We start from the raw sequence: 18,508 nt of genomic DNA on the forward strand, positions 1-18,508 counted from the left end.
CTTACTAAACCCTACAATAACCGCAGCATAACCTAAGTTATTATTTATTAAGCCTTTCTCTTTACTTACCAATTTCTTCTCTTATATCATTAAAAATCCATTCGAGCATATTATCCTCTCCTTTAGAATAACTTTTCCATTCATAATGAATAACCTGATCCGGTTGCACTCCCTCTGTAATCGCTTCTTGAAATCGAAATAACCTCTTTGAGTATGTCATTACTAATTTTGAATTTGGAAGTATAAATTGCCCCATATCTTGATAGCCTGTTGGATTAGATCCCGTGGGTTCGCCTACAATTTTAGCATTTAACATGTGTCGATATTGAGAAGCGTTACTTGTTGCCGCTGAAAACGTAACTTTATCTGTTAATACATAAACTCCAGATTTCCAATCGATACTATCCGCCAAGTTTAAATAATAGGCTAAAAACGTTCCAACGAAAAAATCTCCTCCTCCATTATTTCTTAGATCTATAATTAATCGCTTGGTTTTGTTCTTCTGAATATAACCTAAAACAGTCGCTCCAAAGGCTTTCATCTCATCAAATGACGGATAGCTCTCAAACCTTATATATACAGCAGACAGGGACTCCAAAGAACTATACCAAAGAAAATTGTGCTTAGCATCACTTGGTCTTTTTACACCAATTGCTTTTCTTTCTAATACTTCTTTTTCTCTTTTATAATAATCTCCACTATCAATGGCCTCAACAACAACTTCAAGTTCATGATTACTATCATTCAAAAAGGTCAATTCAATCCTTTGATAATTATCAATTACATCTAGATTTAGTAATAATTCTGAAATTGTCATGTATTGACCAGTTCGCACTATTTTCGAATGCTCATTCTCCACAAATTGTGCTACTTCTGAAACTCTTTTAGCGACCTCTCCCACATTTATTCCTCTAATTTTAAACAGTCTTTTACCTAACAAATGTTTATATTTTGAAATAGCTTTTACAACTCTCCATTCTCCATTTACCCGATATAGTTCGAAAGGAAAAACATGCTTTTTGATAGCGCTAAGAGAAACGGAAGTGTGACCATCTCCTACCCTTCTAGTTAAACGCATTAAGTCAGTAATTATATCCATTTGATTTTTCACATGAAGCCCTCGTTTTATTGAAGACAATTCTTGCTCAAATTCTTCCTTAGAAATATTTTTATAAAGATCAATGTGTTTTTCTTCTAGGTTTTTATGATAAACATCAATATCTGTTAACCAATCATTAACCATTTTCGATTGTGAAAACATGGAAAACTGAACTGTCATAATTACTACTACTAGCATTGACAAACTCTTTACTAACTCCTTAATCATTTTACTTATTTTAGGTTTATTTGTGCAAACCTATGGTGTCATGAAAGTTAGAGAGTACAAGAATGTTAGAACCTAACAAAATAACACCTATAAAACCTGTTTTTTGAATTCATTTGGTGTTAATCCTGTTTCCTTTTTAAACGTATTATAGAAAGTGGACTTTGAATTAAAACCAACTTCTAACCCCACAGAAACCAAACTGTAATTATTAAATTCGGTTTTTTTCAATAAGAGTTTTGCTTCTTCTACACGATAATGATTGATAAGTTTAGATAAGTTTTCGTATTCTGTTTTACCTAAAATTTGTGATAAATATCCTGGGCTGATATTTAACATCTCAGCCACTTTTTCTCTATTAAGTTGAGCGTTTAAATATATTTTTTCAGAAGTTAATAAGTTAATCAACTTGTCTAGATATTCATTTGCCCCATTCGATTCAATACTTGAATACTTAGTAGTTTCTACATACTTTCTAATTTCAAATTTTTCATTAGAGAATTTAAACTTATATAAACCTATGTAGATCATCCAATAGACAACAACGCTAAAAGCTGCCCATAAGTACGTATACGATTTACGTTCACCCACAAGAAATCTTCCTAATTCCAAATAAGATCCATACAAATCAATTAAGAAAAAAAGCCCCCAAAATATTTTTATCCAAAAGAAATAATCTTTTGTTTTTTTCAAGAAGACGATTCTAAAAGACAAAAGGAATAATGTTAAAGGATAAATTATTGACAAAAAACTCACCGATTGGTAGAAAACCTCAATTGTATCTTTCGTTAGGAAAGGGATATTAAGCCATCCATAAAGGTTTTGAAATGTTACAATTATATTTAAAAATGTTAGGACAATAAAAGGACTGTAAAGCCATTTAAAAGGATACTTAAAATGACCATTCTTCGTTACCAAAAGAAAATATATAAAAAGCGTAGTTGGATATAAAAATTGCCATAAGAAAAGGTCAAAAAAACGTATGATATAAGGGTTATTTCCTATATCCCAAAACCAATTATTTACACCTACAATAGCTAATATCACAAGGGAAATCCCCAAATAAAAATTGGCTTGACCTCTTAATAATTTCGACGTTAAAATAACAACTCCCAATAAAAAACAATGAATAATAGAAATAAGGACAAAAATTTCCAAAAAAGTTAGGTTCATATAGCTTCACTAGTTAATTTATGCGTTTACTTATCTCTTCCCAAAACTACCTGACAAAATAGAAATATTCTTATTAATATGGAATATTTTTCTCTTAAAGAATGTAATGACCATTTGTTTAATACGTCCAAAGAAGTATCAAAGATTCAAAAACTGAAAAATTATGCGAAAAATAGTTACAATCTGCCTATTCCTTTTTATAGGCTTTCAAACACGGGCTCAAACGGATGTTTTCGATGCCTTGCTAAAAACTTATGTTGATAAACAAGGAAATGTTGATTATGTTGGTTTACGTAAAAACAGAGCCGTTTTAAATATCTATTTAAAACATCTTGAAAAAACGGTGCCAGGTAAAAAGTGGTCTTCAAATAAATCAAAGGCATTTTGGATAAATGTCTATAATGCTTATACTATAAAATTAATTTTAGATAGTTACCCTCTAAAAAAAATAACAGCCATTAAACGTAAAGGAAGAAATGCTTGGAAAATACCGTTTGCTAAAGTCGGTAACGAAAGTTATTCATTAGATTATATTGAACACAAAATTTTACGCAGATGGCATGATGATCCTAGAATTCATGTTGGAATTAATGCTGCTTCTAAATCTGGTCCAAAATTTGTCGATTTCGCCTTTACCGAAGCTAACATCGATGAAAAACTAGAGAAACTAATGAGTGATTTTATAAATGATCCAACTAAGAACAAAATCTCTCTTGATAAAGTTGAAGTCTCAAAAATATTCGAATGGTATCAAGAAGATTTTACCTTAAAAATTACACTTGTTGATTATTTGAACAAATACTCTAAAACTAAAACAAATGATAATGCTCAAGTAGTTTATATGAATTATGACTGGGCATTGAATGAAAAATAAGGACAAAAATTAAATAGTACTTATTACTACATTTGTCTATAAGATGGGGATTAGAATTTATCTAATTCTCATTTTTTTTTATTGAAAACAACATGATCTCCTCATCTTCATTTGGCAAGGTTATATATTTATCAAAAGTAAGCCCTAACTTCATAAGTAATCCTTGAGAAGCTTTATTTCCCTTTGCCGTAATGCCCGCTATGGTGTCAATTTGAAAATCAGTGAAAGCTGTTTCCATTATTTTTTTACTAGCTTCATAGGCGTAGCCTTTACCTTCATAGTTGGGCAAAAAAGCGAACCCTATATCGACCCCTTCTAAACCTTCTCTATCATACAAACCACAACTACCAATTTTAACGTCATCTTTTTTTCTTATCACTACGTAATTACCGTATCCTAACCTTTCACTTTGAGGTAGCATTTTCTCCTTAATATATTGTGTTGCATCTGCAATACTGTGAATATTTCGATCGCCTATAAATTGCTTCCATTTAGGAGTGTTTAATAACTCCAAAACAAAAGACGCATCATGGAGCTCTGTTAATCTCAAGATTAACCTTTCTGTTTCTATTATTGAGTAGTTTTTCATTTATTTAAATAACGATTAAATATTGTTGAACTCGTTTAAAATTAAAAAAACCATATCAATTGATATGGTTTTTTTAATTCAAATATGTTAAAAGTTAAACATCTATATAAAATAGAATTCTATAACTCTAATGCCTTTGTTGGATTGTTATCCATTAATAACTCAACTGGGTTTTCTAAAGCTTCTTTTACTGCCACTAAGAATCCAACAGACTCACGTCCATCAATTATTCTATGATCATAAGATAAAGCTACATACATTATTGGTCTTATTACCACCTGTCCATCTTCAGCAACTGGACGATTTACAATGTTATGCATTCCTAAAATCCCACTCTGAGGAGGATTTATAATTGGTGTTGATAACATTGACCCGAATACTCCTCCATTCGTAATAGTAAATGTACCTCCTGTCATTTCATCAACAGTTATTTGCCCATCACGTGCTCTTAAAGCCAAACGTTTTACTTCACTTTCCACTCCTCTGAAAGAAAGGTTTTCTGCATTTCTAATAACAGGCACCATTAATCCTTTAGGACCAGACACTGCTATTGAAATATCCTGAAAATCATGTGAAATTTTATAATCTCCATCCATCATTGAGTTTACGTCTGGATACATTTTTAACGCTCTTACGACAGCTAAGGTAAAGAAAGACATGAAGCCTAATCCAACACCGTGCTTCCCTTTAAATGTTTCTTTATAATCTTTACGTAAATCAAATATAGGTTGCATGTTAACTTCATTGAATGTAGTTAACATTGCTGTTTCATTTTTTACAGATACCAGACGTTGAGCCACTTTTCTACGCAACATAGAAAGCTTTTTACGCTCAGTTCCACGAGCGCCGTTTCCAGGTGTTCCCATTGACGGAACAGCCTTCACAGCATCTTCCTTAGTTACTCTTCCATCTTTTCCTGTCCCTTTAACATCAGAAGCATTTATTCCTTTTTCGGCTAATACTTTTTTAGCCGCTGGAGAAGCCGTACCCGTTGCATAGGTATCTTTTGCTGGCTCAGCTTTTGGAGCTTCTTTCTTTTCTTCTTTAGCAGGTTCAGCTTTTGTTGTTGACGCTCCTTCTGGTTTTGGAGCATCCATATCAATTAAACAAACTACAGCTCCCACTTCAACAGCATCTCCTTCTTCAGCTTTTAATGTGATTATTCCACTTTCCTCCGCAGGTAGCTCTAAGGTCGCTTTGTCAGAATCAACTTCGGCAATTGGTTGATCTTTCTCAACATAATCACCATCTTCAACTAACCATGTTGCTATTTCTACTTCCGTAATTGATTCCCCCGGAGAAGGAACTTTCATTTCTAAAACCATCAGTTCTAAATTTTATATCTGAATTTATTTTTTCTTTACTTCTTTATTAAATCTCTGAACGTATCTACATCCAAATCAAACACTTTAGCCATCACAGTATCCTGACGACGCTCGTAACGTTTTTTTGATCCAGCTGCAGGTGCAGAACGATATCTTCTTGAAATACATTCCAAACGTGCTAATTCAAAACGTTCGGCCATATGCCCCCAAGCTCCCATATTCCTAGGTTCTTCTTGAGCCCAAACATAACGTTCTACATTTGGATATTTATCCATTATTTCCTTTATTTTCTCATTGTGCAATGGAAACAATTGTTCTATTCTAATCAAGGCAACATCGTCTCTATTTAAATCTTCTCTTTTCTGAAGAAGATCATAATAGAATTTCCCCATACAAAATACCATTTTCTTTACTTTCTCAGGTGCTATTGTATCGTCAATAACCTCTTGGAATCCTCCTGAAGCTAAATCTTCCATGGTACTTACAGCCTTTGGTAAACGTAACAAACTTTTTGGTGTAAATACAACAAGAGGTTTTCTAAAATCACGCTTCATCTGTCTACGTAAAATGTGATATACATTTGCTGGCGTTGAACAATTTGCTATTGTCCAGTTATCCTTACCACATGATTGTAAGAAACGTTCAATTCTTGCTGAAGAGTGCTCAGGACCTTGTCCTTCATAACCATGAGGTAATAACATTACCAAACCGTTCTGAAGTTTCCATTTATCTTCAGCCGAAGAAATATATTGGTCAAACATAATTTGAGCTCCATTTGCAAAATCTCCAAACTGAGCTTCCCAAATAGTTAGGGTATTTGGAGCCGCCATAGCGTATCCATAATCAAATCCAAGAACTCCGTATTCTGATAAATGAGAATTATAAATGGTCATTTCACCTTTATTATTCGCATTCGTATTTAAAAGATTAATTCTTTCTTCAGAAACCTCGTCTCTCATAATCGCATGACGATGCGAGAACGTTCCTCTTTCTACATCTTCTCCAGAGATTCTAACATTATAACCTTCTTCTAGTAGCGTTCCATAAGCTAAGTTTTCGGCAGTTCCCCAATCCAATTGGTTTGTTTCAAAAACTCTCTTCGCTCTATCTTTTAATATTCTATTTGCCTTTCTAACGAACTTAACTCCTTCTGGTGCTTCAGAAATAACTTTAGCTATTCCCTTCAACTTGTCAAGATCATATGTTGTATCAACTGGTTGAAGCATGGCTTCCAGTTGTTTTCTTATGAACCCTTCCCAAACTTCAGGCATAAATTCGTTTACACGTGATGACACTTGTTTTTTAGATTCCTGAAATTCAACTTCAAGCATTCCTTTAAACTCACTCGTCATTCGATCTACATAGGTATCATCTATGCTTCCTTCAGCCTTTAATTTCTCAGTATAGATTACTTTCGGATTCTTATGCTTCGATATGGCTTTATATAAATTTGGTTGAGTAAAGGTTGGTTCATCTCCTTCGTTATGACCATATTTCCTATACCCTAACAAGTCAATAAATACATCACGCTTGAATTTCATTCTAAATTCAACCGCCAACTGCATGGCATGACATACTGCTTCAGCATCGTCGGCATTTACGTGAAGTACTGGAGATAATGTTACTTTAGCAACATCGGTACAATATGTGCTTGAACGCGCATCTAAGTAGTTTGTAGTAAATCCTACTTGGTTGTTTACTACAATATGAATTGTTCCTCCTGTTTTATACCCATTTAACTGAGCCATTTGAACAACTTCATATACAATTCCTTGACCAGCTATTGCAGCATCACCGTGAACTAATATTGGTAAAATCTTTCCACTATCGCCTTCGTAATCATTATCAATTTTAGCTCTAACAATTCCTTCAACAACAGCATCCACTGTTTCTAAGTGAGAAGGGTTAGGTACCAAATTCATTTTAATTTCCTGACCATCTTTATAGGTCTTACTTAGCGTTAGCCCTAAGTGATATTTAACATCACCATCAATATCCTGGTCTTCAAAATCTTTCCCTTCAAACTCACTAAACAAGTCTCTTACCGGTTTTCTAAAGATATTAACCAATGTATTTAAACGCCCTCTGTGCGCCATTCCTAATACACACTCCTTAACACCATACGATTCAGCGGCATCTCTAAGTGCCATACTGATACCTGGAATTAACGTTTCTCCTCCTTCTAACGAGAAACGCTTTTGTCCAACATATTTTGTTTGTAAAAAGTTTTCAAATCCAACTGCCTGATTTAACTTAGAATGTATGTATTTCTTAGTTTCATCGGAGTATTTTGGGTGGTTATCATTATGATTCAATCGATTTTGCCACCATTTTATTTCCTCTGGGTTTCTTAAAAACATGTACTCAACACCAATACTATCACAATAAATAGTTTGTAAGTGCTGAACAATCTCTTTTAATGTTTTCGCTCCAATTCCTAAAATTTCACCTGCACGGAAAACAGTAGATAAGTCGTTTTTTGAAAGTCCAAAATTCTCAACATCTAAGGAAGGAGAGTATTTTCTCCTATCTCTTACTGGGTTTGTTTTGGTAAATAAATGTCCTCTTGTTCGATATCCATTTATCAGATCGATTACCAAAAACTCCTTTCGAACCTCTTCAGGTACTTCAAATGAATTTTCATCTGTTTCCAAATAATCTTCACTTGCAAAATCATATCCTTGGAAAAAACTCCTCCAACTTGGTTCTATCGCGTCAGGATTTTTCTGATATTGTTCGTACATATCACCTATAAAACCTGTGTGTACTGCGTTTAAGAACGAAAACTTGTCCATATTGTATGTTATACTTTTCTTTTTTTATAAGAATTCAATTAAACTCAGATGTTTTATGCAAATTCTAAGAATAATGGCTACAAAAGTACAACTTTTAGTAAAAACTAAGATTCTTTTTAATCTTATTTTAACAGGGAATTACTATGCTTTTTTTTGACTAAAGCACAAGTAGCCCGTTTTTTTTTACCTTTTAATTTACTGATTTTCAAATAACATGTAAAAACATGCTATTTTTTTAGCATTTTTTATTTGCAGATAAATAAAAATCTCTTAAATTTGCACTCGCGTTTGAAAACAACAACGTTTTTAAATTCCTCCTTAGCTCAGTTGGTTAGAGCATCTGACTGTTAATCAGAGGGTCCTTGGTTCGAGCCCAAGAGGAGGAGCAGAAGGCAACTTGGAAGCCGATAATTTCCAAAATTTAAATATATTTGTTCAGCAAAGAACATTCCTCTTTAGCTCAGCTGGTTAGAGCATCTGACTGTTAATCAGAGGGTCCTTGGTTCGAGCCCAAGAAGAGGAGCAAAAAACACCACTTTTCAGTGGTGTTTTTTCATTTTATTCCTTTAGTTAAACTTTGTTAGGTTTATTTATAACTGCGACTTATGATATAAATTAACTCAATACTACACCTCATGAAGAATTTAACATTATTGTTATTACTAACATCATTACTGATTTCCTGCTCAGAATCAATCGACAACTATGTAAGTCCAGATCCTATTCATGGTCATTGGCAACTTTCACAAATTATAATTAATAATAGAGATGTGACGAATACCTGCTTCACAAAAGCAACTGTAAATTTTAATTCAGATAAAACCTTATCATCAGAGTTTTATGGCAGTGTAAGAGGAAGTTGTACTTCTGCTGGGGCAAAAAACGGTACCTGGAAAAATGAGAACAACACCTATTCTATTGATTTTAATGAAGATTTCCAACAAACAGTTACCGCAGTATCATTTTTAGACAACTACACAAAACTTTCTATTACCATAGAAGTTGGAACAAACACTGTTGTTGTCTATACGTTTACAAAGATATAAGTTACACGGTTAGTGTATAGAGTATTTATCATTCTGCTAAATTCTTTTAATAGATATATTATCAATCGCTTTCCCCCAACGCTTAATTTTATAGTACTATTAACAAAATATTATACAGCTAGAATATTGTATTTTTTAAATTTGTTTTCACATCTAAATAAAAATCAAGGTACTATCTATAAAGCTATAACCTAAACGAACTATTAAAACTTTGAAAAACGAGACTACTAGAATTGCATCAATTGATATTTTAAGGGGATTGACACTGTTAATAATGGAGAAGTAATAAAGCTAAATCACCCCTACCAACTACGGGTAGCGCATTGATTTCCAATATTTTTACTTTCCGACAAAAAAAATTCGGAGACTATAAACATCAAAGTAATTCTAAACTGATTAAGTACTTTTAGTACATTGCGAATTTGAGTTAAATGCGAAAAAATATTTAACAACAAATACCATTTACATATTGATATTATAAATGGTACTAGAAAATAAATCACTCAACAACAATAGAAAAGAAATTTACTCCTATGAATATAGACGGAAAAATCGGCATCTATTTTTTAAAAGAAATATGGAGTCATTACAACGACCTAAAACAATCGAAACAACCATTACAAGAAGTAGAATGGAAATATATTCTCGCTGTTTTTAATACTTTGGGAATTGGTATGGAACCCTCCATAAAATATCTCATGAATTCTCAACAAAGTTTTGATCAATTTGAATCTTGGATTGAAGAAAATGGTAGAATTTCTAATAAGGCTATTTCTCATTTTAACTCTGTTATTCGAAATGAAAAAAATGAAGAAACCCACATTACTAAAATATTTAACGATGAAGAAATTGACCACTGGAACGAAGAAGGTTATGTTATTCTAAAAAATGCCATTTCGCAGGAAGACTGCAAAGAGGCTGTCAAGTTTATTTGTGATCAAATTGATGTTGATTTGCATGAAAAATCTTCATGGTATAGCGATCATTACTTAAGACAAGGTATCATGGTTCAACTTTTTAATCATGAAATATTGGAGAAAAATAGATTTTCGGAAAAAATTAGACTCGCTTTCGAACAACTCTGGAATAAAAAAAACCTTATTGTAAGCATGGATAGGGTTAGTTTTAACCCTCCCGAAACCGACTTCTATCAATTTCCTGGTCCAAACCTACATTGGGATGTTAGTCTATCACAACCAATTCCCTTTGGAATTCAAGGCCTATTGTATTTAACCGACACAGCCGAAAACCAAGGAGCCTTCACTTTAATTCCAGGGTTCCATAAATCAATTGACACTTGGTTAAGCTCTTTAGATGGCAATCCAAGAGATATAAATTTGTTAAACAATTTTAATGAAAAACCCATATCTGCCAATGCCGGTGATTTTATTATTTGGGATCACCGTTTGCCCCATGGGAGTAGAAAAAACTTAGCAGATTCTCCTAGAATTGTTCAATACATTAACTATCAGCCTATGGATATTGAGTATCAAAAAGAATGGATTTAAACAAAATAAGCTAATGCATTTAATTTGTATCTAATAAATTTGGCCTATCATTTCACTAATTATTCTTGCTCATTTTAAATATTCTGAAAATCTACTTGATTTTCAAACCAATAACCCTTATCTTTAATCTAATTTGGGAGCTCATAAATTAAAACAGATTATGTAGAAATCGATACCCCTAGCGGAAAGCTTGTGATTTCAAACATAAACAAAACCACTAATTATGAGACTTTTTGTTCCACTCTATTTTGCTCTATTACCACTAGTTTACTGGTACCCTAGAAATATTCCCTATCAATCAAAACCTAATATAATTCTCATTAATATTGATGATCTAGGATGGAAAGACACTGGTTATCAAGGAAGCAGGTATTATGAAACGCCTAATATCGATTCCCTTTCAAATTTAGGAATGACTTTTAATAATGGTTATTCCACTTCGGCAAATTGTGCCCCAAGTAGAGCTACTTTAATGACAGGTAAATGGACTCCCAGGCATGGGATTTACACGGTTGGGTCTTCTAAAAGAGGTAAATCAAAACATAGAAAAATCATTCCAACAAGAAATGTAAAAACACTAGACCGAACACATAAAGTTATTCCTAATATTTTAAAAAACAACGGGTATAGAACCTGTCATGCTGGTAAATGGCATTTGAGCAATTCACCTCTAGAATTTGGTTTTGACATAAACATTGGTGACGGGCATAACGGTCACCCTAAAAATTACTACCCTCCCTATAAGAATGTAAATATTGAAGCAAAAAATAACGAGCATCTTACAGACGCTATCACTCGAAAAACTATTGATTTTATTAATAACAATTCTTCTCCTTTCTTTCTTTATTACGCTCCATATGCAGTTCATACCCCTATAACTTCTGTAAAAAGTTTACAACAAAAATACAGCGTAAAACCACCATCAAATAATCAAAATAATTCTTCCTATGCTACAATGATCGAAAATCTTGACCGGAATATAGGTTTACTGATTAAAACACTTAAGGATAAAGGAATTTTTAATAACACTCTAATAATTTTCACCTCTGATAATGGAGGATTATATGGTATAACTCAACAACCTCCTTTAAGAGCTGGAAAAGGAAGTTATTATGAAGGAGGTATTCGAGTTCCTTTCTTTTTTGTTTACAAAAATATAATTCCATTGAACTCGAAAAGTAAAATACCTATAAGCAATATTGACCTATTCCCAACTATTTTAAATTATGCAGAAATCAATTCTTCTCAGTTAAAGTTAGACGGTGACAATCTATCACCGATTTTAGAAAAAAAAACGAAAACTTTTGATCGTTCTCTTTATTGGCATTTCCCAATTTATTTAGAAGCCTATAACCAATATCAAAATGAAAATAGAGATTCTTTATTTAGAACTCGCCCAGGCTCGGTTATCAGGTATGGTGACTATAAATTACATTACTATTTTGAAAATAATGAAATAGAACTTTATAATTTGACAAATGATATTGGAGAAAAAAACAATCTTGCTTCGAAAGAAACAAAGAAAAAAGAAGAGATGCTCGTTTTACTGAAAAACTGGTGGCAAAAAACTAAAGCTCCGATACCTTTCGAGTTAAACCCTAACTACATTCATTAAAACAAAAACATAATGCATCAAATAAGAAATATAGTCGTAATAACAATTCTGACAAATACTTTGTTTAACTGCTCTAATTACAAAAATATAAATAAAACTAAAAACAACTCAAGACCAAACATTGTTTATATTCTTGCTGATGATTTAGGTTATGGAGAATTAAGCTTAACTGGTCAAAAAAAATTTTCCACTCCAAATATTGATCAACTAGCAAAGGATGGAATGTTTTTTACACAACACTACTCTGGATCTACCGTTTGCGCTCCTTCAAGATCCACTTTATTAACGGGACAACATACGGGGCATACATTTATCAGAGGGAATAAAAGCGTTCAACCAGAAGGGCAATATCCATTAAGCTCTTCTACAGTTACAATTTCCGAACTCCTAAAATCTAAAGGCTATATTACAGGAGCCTTTGGTAAATGGGGATTGGGCATCCCAACTTCCGAAGGAGATCCAAACAAGCAAGGCTTCGATGAGTTTTATGGTTACAATTGCCAGCGAATCGCCCATAACTACTATCCATATCATATATGGAACAATCAAAAAAAGGAAATACTAGAAGAAAATATTGGCACTAATACCAAAATATATGGACCAGAGGTTATTCATAAAAAGGCACTTGAATTTCTCGAAAAAAATAAAGACACTTCCTTTTTCATGTATTACCCTTCAATTATTCCTCACGCTGAACTTGCCGCGCCAGAAAAGTATCTAAAGAAATTTCGCGGAAAATTACTTCCAGAAAAAAGTTATCAAGGTATCGATAGTGGCAAACGATATAAAAATGGTGGTTATAGTTCACAAAAGGAACCTAATGCCGCATTTGCCGCTATGGTACACTTGTTAGATCAACAGGTGGGAGATATAAGAAGAAAAATTGAAGAACTTGGTATTTCAGAAAATACTTTAATCATATTTACCTCTGACAATGGACCTCACAATGTAGGTGGTAAAAATTCAACTTTTTTCAATAGTAATGCTAATTTTAGAGGATACAAACGGGATTTATATGAAGGAGGAATACGTGTTCCTATGATTGCTTATTGGCCTAAAAAGATAAAAGCGAACTCTATATCCAATCATCTTTCTGCTTTCTGGGATTTTTTACCTACGGTTTGCGATATCATAAAAACAACACCTCCTGAAAATATTGACGGTATCTCATTACTCCCTACATTTTTTGGGAAAAAGCAAAAAAAACATAAGTTTTTATATTGGGAGTTTTTAGAAAAAGGTGGAAAACAAGCTGTAAGACTTGGCAATTGGAAAGGTGTTCGATTAAATATGACAAACAACAAAAATGCTCCTATTGAATTGTATAATTTAAAATCCGATATCGGTGAAGAACATAATATTGCTGATAAATATCCTGATATCGTAAAACAGATAGCGAACATTATGAAAGACCAACATACTTATTCGGACATATTTCATTTTAAATATGAAGATTAATAGACATCTATACGTACTCATATTGAGTTACTACTTAAAATAGATAAAGCCTCATTGCGAACAATGAGAATCGAAAGCTTCTATAAAGCTTTCGATCATAGTTAATACAACTTTTTAGACTTTTTTAAACTTAAATACACGTACCAAACATTATCCTCTATAGAAAACAGACTCTCCTCAAGTCAATTTATTCGAATACATAAATCACCTATAGTAACGATAAATAAAATAGAATTATTAGAAGGAAGTAGAATTACAAGAAACGAAAAAATATTCCTTTCGGAAAAACATATAACCTAAATGTTAATGGATTAGTGAAATAAAAAACAAAACTTCCTACATAAAAACTTAATTTTCAGTATATTTATAAAGCTAAAAAACAATCCATCTTAATTTTAAAATGAAATCAATAATCGTTTGAGAGATGAAAAAACTCTCTGTAATTTTAATTCAATCACTAATAAAAACCCCCATATTATGTTCTCTATTTTTTCAAATATTTATTTTGCGAAAAGATCAAGTTCCCCTAAAAACTTTGTTAATGAATTCATAAAAGACTATCATAAATGGAATAATACCGCATTAAAAAAAAGTGGTACTATTCAGGATTCTATCAATGTAATTAATGAAGCGAAAGAAAATTATTCTAAGAAAATAGTAGAAAAATACTGTCATGAAGGCTTCGAAGGACAACCTATTTCTTTTAGTGACGACACTGCCCACCATCCGAAAAAAGAAGTGATAACTTCTGAAAATGTTAAAGGGAATGAAGCCATCGTTTTAACTAAAATGAATAAAATGCATGATTTTGAGGTTGACTACGAATATCGCTTAATCAAAAAGAATAAGAGATGGTATCTATCCGCAGTTGACTATGTTGATGGTAACTGTAAATGGCCTTGTTTATGATAAATTAAAACATTTTTTTTGGGTTAAAATCTTAAAATATTGCTCAAATATCTCGAGCTGAAAAGCCTATCCTAAAAGTTTTTTGATATTATGAGCAAAAAAGAAGCCAATTTATAATAGTAAAATTCCGATCTAATTTCGATAAAAGTCAATTATTTAAGCAGAAGTATTACATAATATCAAATTTACAATATAATTTTTGAGATTCTAACAACCTTTTAAAGCAACAGAGTTGCACTTAAAAAACATTCTATTATATTTATAACTGAATAAACACAAGACCTTCAAGGTCTTTTTTTATAAATCTAATATATGTTACAAAGAAAATTTGATCAAACCGTAAAAAAACATTTTCCAAATGCCAAAGATGCCAAAGGCACTTCTATTCATTATCTAGGTAAAATGCACATCGAACATAACATCGATATTTCTAAAGTATTAATGGCAACATCTGTATGCTCAGATGATATTAACGTTCCATCCACCACCTTCTTCAATGTACTATTCGGTCCATTCATCATGGGAGGCCTAGGAGGGATTCCTTTTGTAGGTCAAACGGGCATGACTGCATTTGCACATCATATTCCAGATGACGGAAGCGCTTTTATCTTTTATGGCCCACATATTGGTATTACCCCCGAAGGTCATTTGGGAAAAATGTATAGACCTAGGCAGGAAGAAATGGGAAATTCTTGCGGGGCACTAATGCTAGCTTTAAGCAGACTTAAAAATGATGATTATACTCCTACCATAAATGATGATGACTATCAGCAAATGAAACTTGAAGAAAGCTTACTTCCTTATCGTGAAGAAATACTTAATCATGATAACCAGCAAAAAGCAATAACGGAAGCAACTTATAAAATTATAGATCAAAAAATACATGAACATATCAAATCTTGTAAAGACGAATTTCATGTAGATAGAATTACGTTACTTGGAGGTATCGTTATTAATACTGACTACGGATTAGATGATTACTTTGATGTTAGAAATTTTGAAGTAGTCGATATTAAAAAACTATAATATTAATAAGCATTTACAAGGACTCGGATTCCTAAAAAATTGAGAAGAGACAAAGAATAGTTGACAAAACCCTACTAACTATTCTTTATCTTCTTTTTCACTAAATTCTTGTTTTCTGTAACCTCTTTCTTCATATCCCCGTCAGAGAAAGAAACTCTTAAACTTTAATTTATGAAAAAAACATTTCGTCTGATACGACTGTCAATTAGTACCATTTGCTTACTATTATCACCTATCCTCAATTCTCAAAATTTCAAACGAATAGATAGCCTTCTATCACTGAAGTATTCAAAAGACGCTCCAGGAGCAGTATTTTTAATCTCAAAACATGGAAAAATTGTATATGAAAAAGCATTCGGGCTTTCAAACCTAGAATTAGATACTCCGATGAAAACTAACAGTGTTTTCGAAATTGGTTCTATGACTAAGCAATTCACGGCAGTTTCAATTTTATTGCTCGTAGAACAAGGTAAAATAAGTCTAAAAGACGAAATCACTAAATTTATACCAAATTACCCTACTTCTGGACATAAAATCACCATCCATCATTTATTAACTCATACCTCCGGTATTAAAAGCTTACATAAAATCGCCCTAAAAGATTTATCTCCAAATAAACTAATCGATTTTTTCAAAGATGAGTCTATGGATTTTGCTCCTGGGGAAAAGTTCAAGTATAACAATTCGGGCTACATCATTTTAGGTTATATTATCGAAAAAGTTTCGGGACTCAACTACGCGAATTTCGTTAGAGAATATATTTTCAAAAAACTACATATGAACTCTTCCTATTATGCAAATCAAAAACAAATAATTCCTCAAAGAGCCTCAGGGTATCACTTCAGAAAAAACTATATTAACAGAAGGCCAATTAGTTATACCATTCCTTACTCATCAGGTTCTCTAATGTCAACCGTTGCCGATATGAACTTATGGCAAATTGCTATAAAAAACTATATTTTAATCAGCAAACAAACAGCTCAACTAGCATTCAAAAATTACACATTGAACAATGGTAAACATATAAACTACGGCTATGGTTGGCATATTAAAACCACAAATACAATAAAAAGAATTGAACATGGAGGTTCTATCTTTGGTTTTAAATCTATGGGCATTTATTTACCTGAGAACGACATTTACGTGATAGGCTTAACGAACTGTGATTGTAATTCTCCAACAAAAATAAGTAAAGAAATAGCTGCAATCGCTTCTGAGAACTATTAAGTATACTTTTTTCTTATTTTACAGCATAAAACAAATAATGTCTAACTTTTCTTCCAAAGATTGTATTTCCGAAGAAAAAAAGGACAGTAAATAAGGGAGAAAAAAACCAAAATAAAAAGCTCCTATTGGAGAATTTAGCTTCATTTCTCTTCCTGTTGACACAGAAGGTAATATATCGGTTTACATTCTACAAACTAGACAATAAACACGATGAAAAACTTCTTTTATAATTGGCAACGTTAAGAAGACATTAAACAATTATCAACAACAGTTCATATATTTTCTTGAATTGTTGTTGTTTTTTTAGGTATATTGTTCACAGAAAAGTAATACTTACAAAAATTATTTTTCTCGAAACTAACTAACTTATCTACTACTATGCCAATTAAAAAAGCACTAGGAACACTTATGTTCCTTGCGTTATTTTCTGATCCCTTTTGTTTTTCACAAGATTCTAATTTCCACATATATTTATGCTTTGGACAATCAAATATGGAAGGAGCTGGAGCGATAGAAGAAATTGACAAAAAAGTTCCCGACAACTTCTTCGTTTTACAAGGTGTTAATTGCTCTGAACCTAATAGGAAAAAAGGCTCTTGGCGAGCAGCTACTCCTCCATTATGCCAATGTAACACAGGGTTAAGTCCTGCCGATTATTTTGGCAGAACAATGGTTGCTAACCTGCCTGAACATATTAAAATAGGGATCATTAATGTTAGTATTTCAGGCTGTGATATTCGAATATTTGATAAAGATATATACACATCTTATGATGACACTCATAAAGCTGATTGGTTTTCTAATATAGTTAAAAACTATGGAGGAAATCCATACAAACACCTAATTGATTTAACCAAAACTGCGCAAAAAGATGGCATTGTTAAAGGTTTTTTATTGCATCAAGGAGAATCAAATTCAGGTGATGTGCAATGGCCAAACTACGTTCATAAAATCTATAAAGATTTATTAAATGATTTATCGCTAAACTCAAAAGATGTTCCTCTTTTGATCGGAGAAGTTGCCTCTGAAAACAATAGTTGTTGTAATAGCATGAATTCTATTATTAATAAAGTTCCTGAAACAATTAACAATTCACATGTAATTTCATCAAGGAACTGTACGACCAAGGATATAGCCCATTTTAATTCTGAAGGATATCGCGAAATAGGGAAACGCTATGCATTAAAAATGCTTGATTTATTGAATGTTGTTAACACTAAAAACTAAGGTTAAAATGAAAAATATAAACAGACTTATTACAAACATATGTTCCGTTAATTTGACAAAAAGCAAGTCCTTTTACACAAAATTATTTGATTTCACTATCGCTTTTGATAGCGATTGGTTTATTCAATTGGTTTCTAAAAGTAATGGATTAGAACTTGGGATTATTGACCGAAACAACGAAACAGTACATAATGAATATCAAAAAAAACCAGAAGGCTTCTTTATAACCTTTGTAGTTGACAACGCTGATGATTTGTATAAGACAGCCAAGAATGAAGGCTTCGAAGTACTTAGTAAACCTACAAATACTTTTTATGGACAACGAAGGTTGCTTTTGAAAGATCCAGATGGAACTTTAGTAGATATTTCTTCTCCAATAAAAGATTTTCAGTTTAGTTAATCTTTTATTTTA

General features: G+C 32.3%; 15 protein-coding genes, 2 tRNA genes and 1 pseudogene. 13 read left to right on the top strand and 5 right to left on the bottom strand.

Going from position 1 to position 18,508, the window contains the following annotated elements; genetic code table 11:
* Positions 1-61 precede the first annotated feature (61 nt).
* Both BLW23_RS11330 and BLW23_RS23220 read right to left on the bottom strand, forming a co-directional pair.
* Positions 62-1,327 (bottom strand): S41 family peptidase, encoded by a 1,266-nt coding sequence (locus BLW23_RS11330; protein WP_093669912.1) that lies wholly within the window; start codon positions 1,325-1,327, stop codon positions 62-64.
* A gap of 87 nt (positions 1,328-1,414) precedes the next feature.
* Positions 1,415-2,017: a helix-turn-helix domain-containing protein gene (locus tag BLW23_RS23220; RefSeq protein WP_176829803.1), complete on the bottom strand. Its 603-nt coding sequence runs from the start codon at positions 2,015-2,017 to the stop codon at positions 1,415-1,417.
* A gap of 643 nt (positions 2,018-2,660) precedes the next feature.
* Here BLW23_RS23220 and BLW23_RS11340 point away from each other — a divergent pair.
* Positions 2,661-3,371: a DUF547 domain-containing protein gene (locus BLW23_RS11340; RefSeq protein ID WP_093669916.1), complete on the top strand. Its 711-nt coding sequence runs from the start codon at positions 2,661-2,663 to the stop codon at positions 3,369-3,371.
* Between the two features lie 61 nt (positions 3,372-3,432).
* Here BLW23_RS11340 and BLW23_RS11345 read toward each other — a convergent pair whose 3' ends face one another.
* The 3 genes from BLW23_RS11345 to BLW23_RS11355 all read right to left on the bottom strand — a co-directional run bounded on the left by BLW23_RS11345 (position 3,433) and on the right by BLW23_RS11355 (position 8,080).
* On the bottom strand, positions 3,433-3,960 hold the full coding sequence (locus tag BLW23_RS11345; protein WP_093669918.1) for a GNAT family N-acetyltransferase: 528 nt from the start codon (positions 3,958-3,960) through the stop codon (positions 3,433-3,435).
* A 119-nt stretch (positions 3,961-4,079) separates the two neighbouring features.
* Complete coding sequence (gene odhB / locus BLW23_RS11350) at positions 4,080-5,285, bottom strand: 2-oxoglutarate dehydrogenase complex dihydrolipoyllysine-residue succinyltransferase (RefSeq protein ID WP_093669920.1); 1,206 nt, start codon at positions 5,283-5,285, stop codon at positions 4,080-4,082.
* A gap of 35 nt (positions 5,286-5,320) precedes the next feature.
* The gene (locus tag BLW23_RS11355; RefSeq protein WP_093669922.1) at positions 5,321-8,080 is read right to left on the bottom strand and encodes a 2-oxoglutarate dehydrogenase E1 component; all 2,760 of its coding nucleotides are present in this window, start codon (positions 8,078-8,080) and stop codon (positions 5,321-5,323) included.
* 312 nt (positions 8,081-8,392) lie between these two features.
* Between BLW23_RS11355 and BLW23_RS11360 the strand changes: the two genes are divergently transcribed.
* From BLW23_RS11360 to BLW23_RS11415, 12 genes and pseudogenes are all read left to right on the top strand, one after another.
* A tRNA-Asn gene (locus tag BLW23_RS11360) sits at positions 8,393-8,466 on the top strand.
* 63 nt (positions 8,467-8,529) lie between these two features.
* Positions 8,530-8,603, top strand: a tRNA-Asn gene (locus BLW23_RS11365).
* Between the two features lie 112 nt (positions 8,604-8,715).
* A complete protein-coding gene (locus tag BLW23_RS11370; RefSeq protein ID WP_093669924.1) occupies positions 8,716-9,126 on the top strand; it encodes a lipocalin family protein in 411 nt (136 codons plus the stop codon).
* A gap of 533 nt (positions 9,127-9,659) precedes the next feature.
* Complete coding sequence (locus BLW23_RS11375; RefSeq protein ID WP_093669926.1) at positions 9,660-10,634, top strand: phytanoyl-CoA dioxygenase family protein; 975 nt, start codon at positions 9,660-9,662, stop codon at positions 10,632-10,634.
* A 223-nt stretch (positions 10,635-10,857) separates the two neighbouring features.
* Positions 10,858-12,249 carry a sulfatase gene (locus tag BLW23_RS11380; RefSeq protein ID WP_093669928.1) on the top strand — a complete coding sequence of 464 codons (1,392 nt, stop codon included), beginning with the start codon at positions 10,858-10,860 and terminating at the stop codon, positions 12,247-12,249.
* A 12-nt stretch (positions 12,250-12,261) separates the two neighbouring features.
* On the top strand, positions 12,262-13,707 hold the full coding sequence (locus tag BLW23_RS11385) for an arylsulfatase (RefSeq protein WP_093669930.1): 1,446 nt from the start codon (positions 12,262-12,264) through the stop codon (positions 13,705-13,707).
* Between the two features lie 150 nt (positions 13,708-13,857).
* Positions 13,858-14,007: pseudogene (locus BLW23_RS23900) on the top strand (LytTR family transcriptional regulator DNA-binding domain-containing protein); the annotation flags it as partial.
* A 177-nt stretch (positions 14,008-14,184) separates the two neighbouring features.
* Positions 14,185-14,616: an NTF2 fold immunity protein gene (locus tag BLW23_RS11395; RefSeq protein ID WP_093669932.1), complete on the top strand. Its 432-nt coding sequence runs from the start codon at positions 14,185-14,187 to the stop codon at positions 14,614-14,616.
* 402 nt (positions 14,617-15,018) lie between these two features.
* Complete coding sequence (locus BLW23_RS11400; RefSeq protein ID WP_218134051.1) at positions 15,019-15,642, top strand: hypothetical protein; 624 nt, start codon at positions 15,019-15,021, stop codon at positions 15,640-15,642.
* 171 nt (positions 15,643-15,813) lie between these two features.
* Positions 15,814-16,869: a serine hydrolase domain-containing protein gene (locus BLW23_RS11405; RefSeq protein ID WP_093669936.1), complete on the top strand. Its 1,056-nt coding sequence runs from the start codon at positions 15,814-15,816 to the stop codon at positions 16,867-16,869.
* Positions 16,870-17,247: 378 nt separating this feature from the next.
* The gene (locus BLW23_RS11410) at positions 17,248-18,096 is read left to right on the top strand and encodes a sialate O-acetylesterase (protein WP_093669938.1); all 849 of its coding nucleotides are present in this window, start codon (positions 17,248-17,250) and stop codon (positions 18,094-18,096) included.
* 7 nt (positions 18,097-18,103) lie between these two features.
* A complete protein-coding gene (locus BLW23_RS11415) occupies positions 18,104-18,496 on the top strand; it encodes a VOC family protein (protein ID WP_093671756.1) in 393 nt (130 codons plus the stop codon).
* The last annotated feature ends 12 nt before the right edge of the window (positions 18,497-18,508 follow it).

This window comes from Tenacibaculum sp. MAR_2009_124, from assembly GCF_900105455.1.
GTDB lineage: Bacteria > Bacteroidota > Bacteroidia > Flavobacteriales > Flavobacteriaceae > Polaribacter.

Coding starts and splice junctions, on each gene's coding strand:
- BLW23_RS11330 (WP_093669912.1), bottom strand. CDS start 1,327: ATGATTAAGGAGTTAGTAAAGAGTTTGTCAATGCTAGTAGTAGTAATT.
- BLW23_RS11340 (WP_093669916.1), top strand. CDS start 2,661: ATGCGAAAAATAGTTACAATCTGCCTATTCCTTTTTATAGGCTTTCAA.
- BLW23_RS11345 (WP_093669918.1), bottom strand. CDS start 3,960: ATGAAAAACTACTCAATAATAGAAACAGAAAGGTTAATCTTGAGATTA.
- odhB (WP_093669920.1), bottom strand. CDS start 5,285: ATGGTTTTAGAAATGAAAGTTCCTTCTCCGGGGGAATCAATTACGGAA.
- BLW23_RS11355 (WP_093669922.1), bottom strand. CDS start 8,080: ATGGACAAGTTTTCGTTCTTAAACGCAGTACACACAGGTTTTATAGGT.
- BLW23_RS11370 (WP_093669924.1), top strand. CDS start 8,716: ATGAAGAATTTAACATTATTGTTATTACTAACATCATTACTGATTTCC.
- BLW23_RS11375 (WP_093669926.1), top strand. CDS start 9,660: ATGAATATAGACGGAAAAATCGGCATCTATTTTTTAAAAGAAATATGG.
- BLW23_RS11380 (WP_093669928.1), top strand. CDS start 10,858: ATGAGACTTTTTGTTCCACTCTATTTTGCTCTATTACCACTAGTTTAC.
- BLW23_RS11385 (WP_093669930.1), top strand. CDS start 12,262: ATGCATCAAATAAGAAATATAGTCGTAATAACAATTCTGACAAATACT.
- BLW23_RS11395 (WP_093669932.1), top strand. CDS start 14,185: ATGTTCTCTATTTTTTCAAATATTTATTTTGCGAAAAGATCAAGTTCC.
- BLW23_RS11400 (WP_218134051.1), top strand. CDS start 15,019: ATGCACATCGAACATAACATCGATATTTCTAAAGTATTAATGGCAACA.
- BLW23_RS11405 (WP_093669936.1), top strand. CDS start 15,814: ATGAAAAAAACATTTCGTCTGATACGACTGTCAATTAGTACCATTTGC.
- BLW23_RS11410 (WP_093669938.1), top strand. CDS start 17,248: ATGCCAATTAAAAAAGCACTAGGAACACTTATGTTCCTTGCGTTATTT.
- BLW23_RS11415 (WP_093671756.1), top strand. CDS start 18,104: ATGAAAAATATAAACAGACTTATTACAAACATATGTTCCGTTAATTTG.